The organism is Plantactinospora sp. WMMC1484, from assembly GCF_049315195.1.
Lineage (GTDB): Bacteria > Actinomycetota > Actinomycetes > Mycobacteriales > Micromonosporaceae > Plantactinospora.
This window is the reverse complement of the sequence record NZ_CP186055.1, coordinates 5,802,721-5,815,404: the sequence shown is the minus strand read 5'-3', so window position 1 is coordinate 5,815,404 and position 12,684 is coordinate 5,802,721. Positions and strand designations below refer to the sequence as shown.

Here is a 12,684-nt window from a genome sequence, read left to right as displayed (position 1 = left end):
TCCTATTAGCCCTGAGACGCCGGCCACCCTAGGGCCCCCCTACGACAACATGAGCCCCGGAGTCGCATGCCCGACAGACAACGACGCCGATGGCTCGAACCACGGCAGCCAAGCGCGGCGGCAACCGTACAAATGTGACAAGTCGCGCGCCTCAAGGGGCGATAGCGACGGGTGTGTCACCTAAAAGGTGTAATTAGGATTCTTTAGATTGATGATCTTTGGTTGTCAACGTTGTGCTGCGGTCAGACGCCCGTCGAAGGCGATGTCGAACGCGTTCATCGCGGCTTTCCACTTGTTCGACCAGCGGGTACGGCCCTTACCGGTCGGGTCGAGGCCGCACACGGTCAGGTAGAGCACCTTCAGCGCGGCGTTCTCGGTCGGGAAGTGCCCGCGGGCGTTGACCGCGCGCCGGAACCGGGCGTTGAGGCTCTCGATCGCGTTCGTACTGCACACGATTTTCCGGATCTCGGGGCTGAACTGCAGGAACGGAGTGAACTCCGCCCACGCGTTCTCCCAGAGCCGGACGATCGCCGGATACTTGCGCTCCCACTTCTCGCTGAACTCCGCGAACGCGTCGAGAGCGGCCGAGTCACTCGGTGCACCGTAGACCGGCTTGAGGTCCTTGGCGATCTGGCCCCAATCAGCTTTCGACGCGTACTTGAACGAGTTGCGCAGCAGATGGATCAGACACGTCTGCACGACGGCCTGCGGCCAGACGACGCCGATCGCGTCGGGCAGGCCCCTGAGCCCGTCACAGACGACCATCAGCACATCGGCCACGCCGCGGTTTCTGAGCTCGGTCAGCACCCGGGTCCAGAACTTCGCGCCCTCGCCGTTGCTGTCACCGACCCACAGCCCGAGCACGTCCTTGCCACCGTCGGCGGTCACGGCCAGGGCGACGTAGATCGGCCGGTTCGCGACCTGACCGTCACGAATCTTCACATGGATGCAGTCGATGAAGATCACCGGATAGACCGTGTCCAGGGGCCGTGACTGCCACTCCGCCTGATACTCCATCACCCGCTCGGTGATCGTGGAGATGTGGTCCTTGGACACCTGCGCCCCGTACACCTCGGCCAGATGCGCGGCCACCTCACCGGTCGTCAGGCCTTTCGCCGTCAGGCTGATGACCAGGTCATCGATCCCACCAAAACGCCGCTGCCGCTTCTTGACGATCTCCGGCGCGAACGAACCATCCCGATCGCGCGGCACATCGATGCCCACCGGACCGACCTCGGTCAACAACGTCTTGGACCGCTTGCCGTTACGGCTGTTGCCGCCGTTTCGCCCGGCCGGGGCGTGCTTGTCGTAACCCAGGTGCTCGTCCATCTCCGCTTCCAGGGCCGCCTCCAGGAACCGCTTGGTCAGCTGCTGCAGCAGACCATCACGGCCCAGCAGCGACACGCCCTGCGACCTGGCCTGCGCGGCAAGCCTGGCGACCAACTGCGGGTCGAGGGCCTCGGCCAACGCCTCCGCCGTCACCTCAGGCTCCACGCCGGCCACGCCCTGCTGCGCCGGCACTGCCGGCCCGTCGACCACACCGGCCGCCGCCGCAATCTTCAACGTCCCCATCGGGTGTCTCCTTTGTCAGGTCTTACACCCTTCTAACGACAGACCCTGCTAGGGACATACCCGTGTTGCGACCCCTGGTAGGGGCGATGAGAACTTCGGGAAGTTGGCGCAGGTCATAGCAATGTGGATGGTTGCGACCCCTGGTAGGGGCGATGAGAACCGGGGAGGCGGCCCGGCTGCTGGCCAGCGTCGCCCAGTTGCGACCCCTGGTAGGGGCGATGAGAACAACAGCGGATCGCCTACCTGGAGCAGACCCTCGCGAGCCGGTTACGACCCCTGGTAGGGGCGATGAGAACGCGGGCTACCGGTGCCCAGTCCTGCGGTCGCGTGGGTTGCGACCCCTGGTAGGGGCGATGACGACGGCCCTGCCACAAGGTGTGCGCGGAGCAGGCGGCGAGTTGCGACCCCTGGTAGGGGCGATGACGACTGGACGGCGAAGAACGACACCGCCGCCGGTGAGCTGTTGCGACCCCTGGTAGGGGCGATGACGACGGTGGGATCTGGTACTTGGCCCTCGCCTGCTGGAGTTGCGACCCCTGGTAGGGGCGATGACGACACCACGGCGGACGCCGACCCCGGCCGACCCGGGTCGGCGTCTCGCCGCCGAACTCCACCGCATCGCGTTGCGACCCCTGGTAGGGGCGATGACGACCATCACCTTCTACACCTGGCCCGGCGACCTCGTGCTGTTGCGACCCCTGGTAGGGGCGATGAGAACTCCACCGCGACACCCGTCGACCCCGTCCGACTCGCCGCGTTGCGACCCCTGGTAGGGGCGATGAGAACGGGCGACGCGGTGACCGCCGATGTCTGGGTCTCCGTTGTTGCGACCCCTGGTAGGGGCGATGAGAACTGCGCCGCCGCCGGACGGCCGTCGGGCTGACGCAGTTGTTGCGACCCCTGGTAGGGGCGATGAGAACCTACCCGGCGTCGCCGTACGTCCAGTGCATGGGCATGTTGCGACCCCTGGTAGGGGCGATGAGAACCCGGCGACGGAGACGGCACCGGCAGCACCGACAGTGGGTTGCGACCCCTGGTAGGGGCGATGAGAACCGCCTCGTCAGGGGTTTCGTCGTCAGTTGTCTCGGGTTGCGACCCCTGGTAGGGGCGATGAGAACCTACCGGGTCGTCGTTGTCGAGCAGACCCCCCGGCTGCTGTTGCGACCCCTGGTAGGGGCGATGAGAACCACACGATCCAGGCGCTCCAGGACGGCCGGCTCCGGTTGCGACCCCTGGTAGGGGCGATGAGAACGCGGTTCCGGCGGGCGCAGAACTGCGCCTGGATGTCCTGTTGCGACCCCTGGTAGGGGCGATGAGAACAACCCATGCCAGTGCCCCACCGCCATCCGCCACCGCACGTTGCGACCCCTGGTAGGGGCGATGAGAACTCGAGTCCGCCACGCCGACCAGTGAGCGGGTCGACGGTTGCGACCCCTGGTAGGGGCGATGAGAACCTCGCCCCGTACCGACACAGCGAGTTCCTGATCACGTTGCGACCCCTGGTAGGGGCGATGAGAACTGCGCCGCCGGCTCGCCGAGGCGCGCGGTACGCAGCTGTTGCGACCCCTGGTAGGGGCGATGAGAACTCCAGGTGGCCCGGTAGAAGGTGTCGGTGACCGGCCCGCGTTGCGACCCCTGGTAGGGGCGATGAGAACCCCAACCTTAAGTGGCTGGTCAAGAAGGCTTTGGTGGCCGTGCGGCCGGGACATTTTGCAGCGAACCTTCGGTCGTGCAGTCGGGCGCGGCGTGTCGCTGCATCCTCTTGTTGATCAACGGTCATCCAGTCGCGAGGATTGGGGATCGGGCAAGGAACTCATTGTCAGGCGAATCGTAGCGACGTAGTCGACCGGTTGGCGTCAGTGATACGGGATTTTCGCCAGAATCGCGGCAAATCACACCGATTCTTTGTGGGTCGGATAGCATGGATGTCAACATCCATTTCCCGCCAACCTCGAACAGCCGCCGGGCGAACTCCGACGGGAGCACCACCTTGTCGATCAGCCGTAGTGTCTCCGGCACGGGCGTGAGGTCTGCGGCCGGATGCTCCAGCCCGACAAGGCGGGTGAACGCATACTTTCCGTCCTCGCTGTGACCGGACGACGAGTGTTAGCGGCCGTCCAGGCCGGTGCTTTTCGTCGGCCAAGCTGGATCTTGCTGACGCGGTGAAGTGTCAGGTGCATGTCGAGCAGGAGTGGGGTCTGTGCCCGTGACTACTCCTGACGCTTTGGCACGTTGCCGATCGTCCTTTCCGATTGAGCGGTGTTGGCGAGCAGTTGGTGGAGTTGGGTGCGGAGTCGGGTGGAGCCGGGGACCAGTGTGGTTTGTCGGATGGCTTCTTGGGTGTCGGTGTGTGCTTGTTCGGTGTGGCCTTTGAGGTGTCGGGCGTGGGCGAGGTCGATGTGGCTGTGGGCGCGTTCGCGGCGCTGGTGGGGGCGGTAGGTGGCGAGTGCGGTGAGGGTTTCGGTTTCGGCGTGGTTGGCGAGGTCCTCGGCGTGGGTGGGGTGGATGGTGGCCAGGTGTAGGTAGGTGCTGGCGGCTTCGCGGTGGTGGTCGGCGTCGGTGCGGTGGTGGGTGTGGGTGTGGTGGTGTTCCGGGTTGGGTTCGTCGTCGGCTTCGGTGTGCAGGTTCGCGGCGAGGTCGAGCATGCCGCGTATCTCGCTGAGTCTGTTGGTGGGTGTGGCGGCGAGGACGTGTGCTTTGAGGTTCCACAGCATGGCTCTGGTGTGGGTGTGTTGTCCGGGCAGGATGCTGATGGCGTGGTCGACCAGTCGTAGGGCGGGTTGGGGTTGGTTGAGGGTGTGTAGGTGGCGGGCCATGTCGGCGAGGATGCCCACACTGGTCAGGGGTGCGTGGTGGTGGGTGGATTCGCGGGCGGCGTGGAGGGCGTAGGTGAGGTAGTGCTGTGCTGGTCCGTCGAGGCCGGCGTCGTGGGACATCCGGCCGACCGCGGCGGCGAGTGTGGCGATCGTGGCGAGGAGTCGGTTGCCGGTGGTGGTGTCGTACGTGGTGTGGTGGAGGAGGTCGACGGCGGTTTTGAGGTGTCCGACCGCGCCGTCGCGGGCCAGCATTCCGCCGAATTCCTGGTCGTACTCGACCAGTCGGGTCGTGGCGGTGTCGATGGCGTCGATGGTGGACGTGTCGATGTGGTGGGTGCCGGTGGTGTCGGGGGTGGGTAGTCCGATGGTGTCGGCGGTGTGCCAGCGGATGGTCGCGTCGGCGTAGGCGGGTCCGGTGGTGGCGGGTATCAGGTTGGTCAGGGTGGCGGTGGTGCAGAGCATGTCGCGGCGTACGAGGGTGGCGAGTTCTTGCAGGGTGCGGGTGGCGACGATGGGGTGGTGGTGGGCGGGTAGTGGTGGGTTGCCGTTGCGGGTGTGGGGCCAGATGAGTGCTGGTGTGATGTCGGCGCCCCAGGCGGTGGCGAGGACTTCGGCGAGGAGGTCGGGTTGGTCGCTGTCGCGGCCTTGGAGCCAGCGTTTGACGCATTTGTGGTCGTAGCCGAGGTCGAGGCCGTACTTCTTCCGTCCGAGGTCGTTCATCGCGGAGGCGACGTGCGTCATCGTGGTGTATCCCGATCCGTTGACCAGAACGGCGAGGACCTGGTTGGCCACGTCTGCCGGCAAGAACATCAGAAGACTTCTCCAAACCGTGACGAGCACAGGCAAGGCAGACACCGGTCCCCGGTTGCTGCGGTGTCGATCACCGTGGTCACGCGTCGGCTTGCCAGGGCCATCCGGTCGACCGCCGCGACGGTGTCCGCGTCGGCCCGCTTGGCAACGTACGCTGCCGTCACGGTGTCGACACTGGTTCCCCGCGCATCCGTCGGACAGTACGTCGCCAACACCGCCAGCGCCGAGGACTGCTCCACCCTCCCCGGGCGCCAGGAACCACCACGGTAGACCCAGACTCGATCGCCCGGCCCGTACGCACTCGCCGTGGGAACCTCGGTCTCAGGACGCTCGTCCGGCCGGACGGTAGGCGGCGGCATTCGCGATCACCAACTTCCCCTCTGTAATGACGATCCTCGGATCCTCAAAGCGGGTTGGGAACGCTAAGGTGTACCGGTCTTGTCCTCGTCTTGTACTGCCTGTCAAGCTTCCGGCAGGGCTACCGTTGCAAGCTGGACCGACGGAACTAGATCCATGTGCAACCAGCGATGACCACAGCTGACTGATCCCCGGGTGCGATGACTACGGTGGCGAGGTGGTCCGGCCGGGAGGCTCGGGCCCTCCGCGAGGCGCGGCGCATGAGCATCCGTGCGTACGCCGCACGGCTCGGCGTTGCCGTCGCTACGGTGTCGAACTGGGACAGGAGGGGCGAAGGCGCTCGGCTCAACACGGAGACCCAGCAGCTACTCGATATTGACCTTGACCGCGCCTCGGACGACGTCCGGGAGCGGTTCGAGGCAATACTTGCCGGCGAGGCTGATGCTGTGAACCGACGCCACTTCCTGAGCGCCGGGGGCGTGGTCATGGTTGGCGCGCTGGCGTCGGCTACCGTCTCGGCCACAGAAGGAGGCGGGGCTGCCCCACCCCTGTCCGATATGGCGGACGTGGCTACCCTGCTCCGCCGTACCATTCTGGCCCCGACGCCGGGTACCGGGATCGAGCATCTGTCTGCGGCCTGCTTGGCCGACACTGCGGCAAAAGCGTGGCTACTTCGCCAGCAAGCCCAGTACGACGCGCTCGGGGCGCTGCTGTCGGACCTCATTCCCCGCGCGGAGGCGGGTGCGGCCGAGTTGAGTGGTGAGGATGCCTGGCAGGCTGGCGCGGCGATGGTGCATGCCTACAACGCAGCGTCGTCGCTCCTTAAGAGACTTGGCGACGACTCACTTGCCGTAATCGCCGCCGACCGTGCGGCCAGAGCGGCGAGAAGGCTCGACGAGCCTGCCCTTATCGCCGCCGCGCAATATCGCCTGGCGAACGTGTTCCTGGCAGGCCGAAGACCTGATCAGGCATATGATGTGGCGCTCGCCGCCGCGGACCTTGTTGACCCGGGTCGTTCCCATGCGAAGCGCAATATTGCCACCTGGGGTGGTCTCCTACTTACCGCAGCAGTGGCTGCGGCGCGGAAATCCGATCAGTCACGAGCATGGGAACTCCTTGGGAGCGCCAGAGCAGCCGGGCGTCTCCTCGGCGAGGATCATGCGGACATGTATGCCATATTTGGACCCACGAACGTGGCGATCCATGGTGTGCAGGTCGCGGTTGAAATCGGGGACGGCAAGGAAGCAATTCGACGCAGTCAATGCGTCAACCCCACCGGGCTTCCGGCCAGCCTTGTCGAACGACGCAGCCAGTTCCTCATCGATCTTGCGCACGCGAATCTCCTCACGGGCGATGCGATCGCCGCGACCGCCGCGCTCGTCAACGCTGAACGGGTTGCGCCGCAAGAGGTCCGGCTGAGCCTCGACGCCCACGAGATTGTCCGCAGACTGCTCGGCTACCCCGGAGGTGGTCGCGGTTCAGAGCTGCGGGCCCTCGCAAATCGCATCGGCTTCGATGGCAGGGGAGTCCAATGAACGCGGAGGCGCATAAACCTGTGCTGTACATAATCGCCTGCGGTGGGCGGCCCGCTGGCGACCTCGCGCCGTTCGTCTCGGAACGCCTGGCGGAGGGCTGGGACGTGTGCGTTGTCGCCACTCCTTCTGCATTGAAGTTCGTGAACACTTTGGCGCTGTCCGAGTTGACCGGCAGAGTGGTGCGCTCGAACTACAAACAGCCGGATGACCCGGATGTGCTGCCGCCCCCCGATGCAATTGTCGTCGCGCCCGCCACCTTCAACACAATCAACAAGTGGGCGCACGGAACCAGCGACACCCTGGCCCTGGGCCTACTCAACGAGGCCATCGGACTTGAACTTCCCGTCGTCGCGGTGCCGACCCCAAGCTCCGCACTGGCTAAGCACCCTGCATTCGAGGAAAGCGTCACGCGTTTGCGGTCGTGGGGTGTGCAGATCCTCTTCGATCCCGAACTCTATCCGCTACCGTCTCCCAACGTAGGTCCGTCCGCAGCCGACTTGTTCCCGTGGACAGCGCTGTCAGAGGCGATCAACGGACTCAGGAATACCTTTCAACCAAGATGATCTCGCAGCGTCGGCTCGTTAAGGGTCGATCATCTGCCAGGCTCGGTTTCTTTACAGGTTGACGGCTACGGCTCTTGGTAACAGGCCCTACCTCCCCGTGAGGCTGGGAAATGTAGGCAGCGGCTCGGGCCTGCTCGCCGAGCCCGGGAAATAGGCTTGGGGACAACCGACGAGCAGCCGTTGGGGCATCCACGAGCATGCGAACGGAGGCGCGGTGAGCGACGCATTAGTTTTGGAGCGCGTCGACGGTCCGGTCTTCCTGGCCATGCGCGACGACGTGACCGCGCTCTACGCCGCCGTACACCATGCGGGACCGCAGGGAGACTCACCGCTGTACGCCCGTGAAACGTTCCTCAAGCGAACCAACCGGCAGGCGGTGCAGCCCGGCTTCGCCGCCACGCTTGCCAGGCACGGTGCTGCCGGCGAGTTGGCGGGTTTCGCCTTCGGGCTGCCCTTTCCGTCGGGCGTCTGGTGGGCCTCGCACCGACGTGACGATCCTCCGGTTGACGTGCTCGAAGCGCCGAAGTTCGCCGTGATCGAACTGAACGTCGCTGGCGCCTTCCGTGGGCGAGGGCTTGCGCGGCGCCTTCTCGACCTCTTGCTGACTGACCGGCCAGAGCCCTTCGCCATCCTCACCACCACGCCGGACTCGCCGGCCCGATCCATGTACGCCCGCTGGGGCTGGAAGCAGATAGGAACTGCCCAGCACACCCCCGAAGCTCCGTGCATGGACCAGCTCGTGCTTCCGCTTCGAGGAGAGGGATAACGGCTGCTTCGCCGACTTCGGTGCCGGCTCGGGGCGTAGATGTGGTCAGGTTGGCTTTGACGTAGCCGTTCCCGCCGCGTACCTCTTCGGGTGCACCTTCGTGCCGCCGGCTCCGCCTTTCCTGGGATCTTCTACGCGCATTCACGGTCGGGTTTTGTTGTGGGCGGCATCGGGTCGCCGCAAATTTCCGGAGATCCACCGTCGATTGTGCACGTCGGTCCGGTGCCTTCCCTACCTTGCCGCCGAGCGGGACAACCATTTCGGCTCGCATCCATTGCACTGGGAGGTTCCAGGTAATGCCCACGATACCGCTGGTTCGGGAGCCCTCGGCCGACCAGCATCAGCGGCCGGCCCTGCGGACTGTCGGCGGCCCCACCGTCATCAGCCGCCGGGCGGCCCTCAGCCGCGCCGCCCTGGTTGCCGGTGCCGGTGCCGTCTCCGGCGGCACGTTGGTGTCGGCCGCCTGCGGCAGTTCGGACGGTGCCGGCCGGTCCAGCAGAGACAGGGTGCGTTTCGTGACGACCCTGGGAACGCAGGGGCGGGACGCGTACGGGTTTGTCGCGAGAGACAAGGGGTTCTTCGCCGAGGTGGGTATCGAGGTGGATATCCAGCCTGGTCAGGCCGGCGACTACAACCATCAGATGATCCGGTCGGGGCAGGCCCAGGTCACCGTCGTGGACGCGGCCGGGGCGCTGGTCCGCTACGGCAGCGGCCGTGACACCAGCTTCCAGATCCTGGCGGCGATCCACCAGCAGACGCTGCTCTCCATCGTGTCCCTGGAGGCGTCGGGTATCACGAACGCCCACGCCCTGCCGGGCCGCACCCTGGCGACGGTGAAAGGGGCGGCGCCAGAGGTGCTGTTCCCCGCCTATGCCCGGCTGGCGGGGATCGACGCGTCGAAGGTGAGCTGGCAGTACGGGTCGGCGCCCCAACTGAACTCCTATCTGGCCGCCGGCCGGGTCGACGGGATCGGGATCTTCCTGGTCGGTCAGCCCGGTGTCGCCGCTGCCGCGAAGCGGCCCGTGTCGGCGCTGCCGTACAGCGAGTATCTGCGCGACCTCTTCGGAGGTGTGGTGGTCGCGCAGAAGGAGACCATCACCGGCAATCCCGACCTGCTCCGGCGGTTCGTCCGGGCACTGCTCCGGGGCGCCGAGTACGCGGTGGCGCATCCGGAGGAGGCGGGCCGGATCCTGGCCGGGGCGGTCAAGGGTCAGGACGCCCGCCTGGCCGCCGAGGAACTCCGGCTCATGCGCCCCTACGTGATCCCGGCCTCCGGCGCCCCGGTCGGGACCATGGAGGAGGAGCGGGTGGTGCGGAGCGTGGCGCTGCTGCAGTCGGTCGGCCTGCTGCCCGGCGGGGCGAACCCGGAGCTGCCCCGGCAGGTGGTCGACGTCGACTTCGCGGGGAGCCTCCGGTGAGCGCGGCAGCCGAGATCGGCGCGCCAGCCGAGATCGGCGCGCCAGCCGAGATCGGCGCGCCAGCCGAGATCGGCGCGCCAGCCGAGATCGGCGCGCCAGCCGAGATCGGTGCGGGGCCCTATCCGATGAGCAACGCCGATCCGCACTCGCCGGACCATCATGCCGCGCTCGCAGACCTCCTGGATCCGGTCACCACCGCCCGGCTGGCCGAGCTGGGTGACTGGACCGGCGCCACCTGTCTCGACGTCGGAGCCGGCGGCGGCAGTCTCGCCCGGTGGCTCGCCGACCGGGTCGGCGACGACGGCCGGGTCCTCGCCACCGACACGGACCTCGGCCGGCTCCCGCACCACCGGCGTCTGCTCTGTGTCCGGCACGACCTTCGCAGCGGCGATCTGCTGCCGGGCGGGCCGAAGAATCTGACCGTGGCCCGGCTGGTCCTGAGCCACCTGCCGGAGCGGGAGACGATCCTGCACCGCCTGGTGGCGGACCTCGCGCCCGGCGGGACTCTGCTGGTCGCGGACTGGGCGAGCCTGCGTAGCCGGGACGAGGTCGTCGTGGCCGCGCCGAGCGCGGCGGCTGCCGAGGCGTACGCGGCCTACCAGCAGATCGTGGGCACGGAGGTCTTCGAGGCGGCCGGTACCGACCGCACCTGGGCCCGCCGCGTGTATCCGCTGATGCTGGCCGCCGGACTGGTGGACGTGCGGACGACCGTCAGTGCCGAGTACTGGACCGGCGGCAGCGTCGGCACCCGGTTCGTCGGCGCCGTCCTACGGCAGGTCCGGCCCCGTCTGCTGGCCGCCGGCATGACCGGTAAGCAGCTCGACACCGTGCTCGACCTGCTCGACGACCCGGGCCTGGTGATCCACGGCCACCCGCTCTACATCACCAGCGGTCGGCGTCCCGGCTGACGCCGGCCGTGGGCGGGCGTCGTCTCTCTCCCCCCGAGAGCGGCGCCCGCCCTGCCGAATGCCGCTCTCACACACGGCCCGACAACGCCTGGGGGCACCCATGAGATCGAACGTCGTCTTAGCACTTGTCACAGGACGGGTCGCGGGACGGGCGAGGCACATCCTCGGCCGTACCCTGCCGGGCCTCGCGGCAGCGGGACTGGTCGGCAGTTGGTGGCTGGCGTCCGTACTCTTCTCGATCGATCCGTTCTTCCTGCCGTCGCCACCGGATATCGTGCGCGCGTTCGTCGCCGCCCCCGGCTACCTGCTCCGGGAGACGGCGGCGACGGCTGCGGTCACGCTCGCCGGCTTCGGCCTGGCCACGGCCGCCGGGCTTCTCGCCGCCGCCGTCATCGCCACGTCCCGGCTGGTCGAGCGGGCGGTCCTGCCGATCCTCGTCGCCCTGCACTCCGTACCCAAGATCGCCATAGCGCCGCTGCTGGTGGTCTGGCTGGGCTTCGGAGCGCGACCGAAGATCGCGCTGGTCCTGGCGGTCGCCTTCTTTCCGATCATGCTGGCGGCGGTGGCCGGGCTGACCTCGACACCACGGGAGCTGGCCGACCTCGCCCACTCCCTGACCGCCTCCCGCTGGCAGACGTTCGTGAAGATCCGCCTGCCGTGGGCGCTGCCGCAGGTCCTCGTCGGGCTCAAGACCGGCGTCACCCTCGCCGTGATCGGGGCGGTCGTCGCCGAGCTTTCCAGCTCCGGCAGCGGACTCGGCGCCGTCATCCTCACCGCCGGCACGACAGCCGACACCCCGCGCGCGTTCGCCGCCGTCACGCTGCTCGCGCTGCTGAGCACCGCGCTCTTCGGCGGCCTCGTCGCCGTCGAACGGTCGGCGCTGCGCTGGGCGGCGGAGACGACCTCGTGAGCCCGCCGGCCCCGGCACCCCTGCCGGAGATCTCTGTGACCGCGACACTGACTGGAGAAAGGAGTACGGCCGGGATGGACGTGCTGCGTGTGCGGCGGCGTCGGACGTTGGAGTCGGTGGTCTGGTACTACCGGCATTCGGCGGTCACCCGCTGGATCACCGTGGTGGCCGTCCATCCGCAGGGCGAGGCTGCGTACTTCCTCACCGTGCGGACCATCGCGAACCGCGGCCGGACCGGCGGCGCGCGGGTGTACTACGAGGAGCTGCTCAGCCCGTCGGGAGGGGAGCGCCGCGTACTGCACCCGGACGTGCGGCGGGTGATCGACCGCGTCGGGGAGTGGGAGGTCCTCCGGATCGCGCGTGCGGGGGTGCTCGGCTGGGTCGACGCCCGGGAGGCCCTCCGCCCGGACAGCGACTGGCACGCCCACCCCGTCTCGACCGTCGACGCGGTCAGCCTTACCGGGGCCGGCTGGATCGACCGGTACGTCCGCCAGTCCCTGCGTCGGCTGGACTGGGCGGACGGCAGCCGTCGCGGTCCGAGCCTGCACCGGCTGCGTGTGGCTACCGCCGCGCGGCGAGAGGCCCGGTGCGGCCGGACCGACCGGCTCGGCGCACATCCGGCCCTGCTGGCCCGGCGGGCGACCGCCGCTCTCGACGCCCTGCGCCGCGACGACGGGCACGGCGTCCTGCTCTGCGCCCCCGAGGTGCTGCCCCGCGTCGCGGCCGGGCTCGCCGACCTCGGCTTCACCCGGCAGGGCAGCGAGTGGCTACCCGTCGGCCAGCTACCCCAGCGCGGGACCACGGCCGTGCAACTCCTGCTCGGCTGCGGCCCGCGCCACCCCGCCTCGCTACCAGCACACCGTTGATGGAAAAGCTGACCATGACTGCTCTCGACAACGCTCCGGCCAACGCGACGACACCGAGCCGACCGGCACACCGCGTCACCGACCACGAGCAGCCGGGCTCCGGGGGCCACCCGGTGCCGGACAGCTCACGGGCTGCGGCAACCTCGCCACGACGCGGGAGAGT

The 12,684-nt window shown here is 67.9% G+C and carries 9 protein-coding genes and 1 CRISPR repeat array; of the genes, 7 read left to right on the top strand and 2 right to left on the bottom strand.

From position 1 onward, the window contains the following. Positions 1–225: 225 nt before the first annotated feature. Together ACN28C_RS25195 and ACN28C_RS25190 are read right to left on the bottom strand one after the other, a co-directional pair. Positions 226–1,494, bottom strand: a complete 1,269-nt coding sequence (locus ACN28C_RS25195) for an IS256 family transposase (RefSeq protein WP_422774800.1) — start codon at positions 1,492–1,494, stop codon at positions 226–228. A gap of 142 nt (positions 1,495–1,636) precedes the next feature. Further along, positions 1,637–3,227: direct repeats of the CRISPR family, unit length 30 nt; unit sequence GTTGCGACCCCTGGTAGGGGCGATGACGAC. 555 nt (positions 3,228–3,782) lie between these two features. Further along, on the bottom strand, positions 3,783–5,198 hold the full coding sequence (locus ACN28C_RS25190) for a hypothetical protein (protein ID WP_422770001.1): 1,416 nt from the start codon (positions 5,196–5,198) through the stop codon (positions 3,783–3,785). 617 nt (positions 5,199–5,815) lie between these two features. Between ACN28C_RS25190 and ACN28C_RS25185 the strand changes: the two genes are divergently transcribed. The 7 genes from ACN28C_RS25185 to ACN28C_RS25155 all read left to right on the top strand — a co-directional run bounded on the left by ACN28C_RS25185 (position 5,816) and on the right by ACN28C_RS25155 (position 12,521). Further along, a complete protein-coding gene (locus tag ACN28C_RS25185) occupies positions 5,816–7,090 on the top strand; it encodes a hypothetical protein (protein WP_422770000.1) in 1,275 nt (424 codons plus the stop codon). Beyond that, complete coding sequence (locus tag ACN28C_RS25180) at positions 7,087–7,653, top strand: flavoprotein (RefSeq protein ID WP_422769999.1); 567 nt, start codon at positions 7,087–7,089, stop codon at positions 7,651–7,653. The genes ACN28C_RS25185 and ACN28C_RS25180 overlap by 4 nt, the downstream gene beginning before the upstream one ends. A gap of 214 nt (positions 7,654–7,867) precedes the next feature. Continuing rightward, positions 7,868–8,419 (top strand): GNAT family N-acetyltransferase, encoded by a 552-nt coding sequence (locus tag ACN28C_RS25175; RefSeq protein ID WP_422769998.1) that lies wholly within the window; start codon positions 7,868–7,870, stop codon positions 8,417–8,419. 515 nt (positions 8,420–8,934) lie between these two features. Then, entirely contained in the window at positions 8,935–9,837 is a 903-nt protein-coding gene (locus ACN28C_RS25170; RefSeq protein WP_422769997.1) for an ABC transporter substrate-binding protein, read from the top strand. Next, the gene (locus ACN28C_RS25165) at positions 9,834–10,745 is read left to right on the top strand and encodes a methyltransferase domain-containing protein (RefSeq protein ID WP_422769996.1); all 912 of its coding nucleotides are present in this window, start codon (positions 9,834–9,836) and stop codon (positions 10,743–10,745) included. The genes ACN28C_RS25170 and ACN28C_RS25165 overlap by 4 nt, the downstream gene beginning before the upstream one ends. Before the next feature lie 100 nt (positions 10,746–10,845). Next, positions 10,846–11,655: an ABC transporter permease gene (locus tag ACN28C_RS25160; protein WP_422769995.1), complete on the top strand. Its 810-nt coding sequence runs from the start codon at positions 10,846–10,848 to the stop codon at positions 11,653–11,655. A 74-nt stretch (positions 11,656–11,729) separates the two neighbouring features. Then, complete coding sequence (locus ACN28C_RS25155) at positions 11,730–12,521, top strand: hypothetical protein (protein WP_422769994.1); 792 nt, start codon at positions 11,730–11,732, stop codon at positions 12,519–12,521. Positions 12,522–12,684 lie beyond the last annotated feature (163 nt).

Bases quoted from the DNA above. Each gene is read 5' to 3' on its own strand.
- ACN28C_RS25190 (WP_422770001.1), bottom strand. From the start codon at position 5,198: ATGTTCTTGCCGGCAGACGTGGCCAACCAGGTCCTCGCCGTTCTGGTC.
- ACN28C_RS25185 (WP_422770000.1), top strand. From the start codon at position 5,816: ATGAGCATCCGTGCGTACGCCGCACGGCTCGGCGTTGCCGTCGCTACG.
- ACN28C_RS25180 (WP_422769999.1), top strand. From the start codon at position 7,087: ATGAACGCGGAGGCGCATAAACCTGTGCTGTACATAATCGCCTGCGGT.
- ACN28C_RS25160 (WP_422769995.1), top strand. From the start codon at position 10,846: ATGAGATCGAACGTCGTCTTAGCACTTGTCACAGGACGGGTCGCGGGA.
- ACN28C_RS25155 (WP_422769994.1), top strand. From the start codon at position 11,730: ATGGACGTGCTGCGTGTGCGGCGGCGTCGGACGTTGGAGTCGGTGGTC.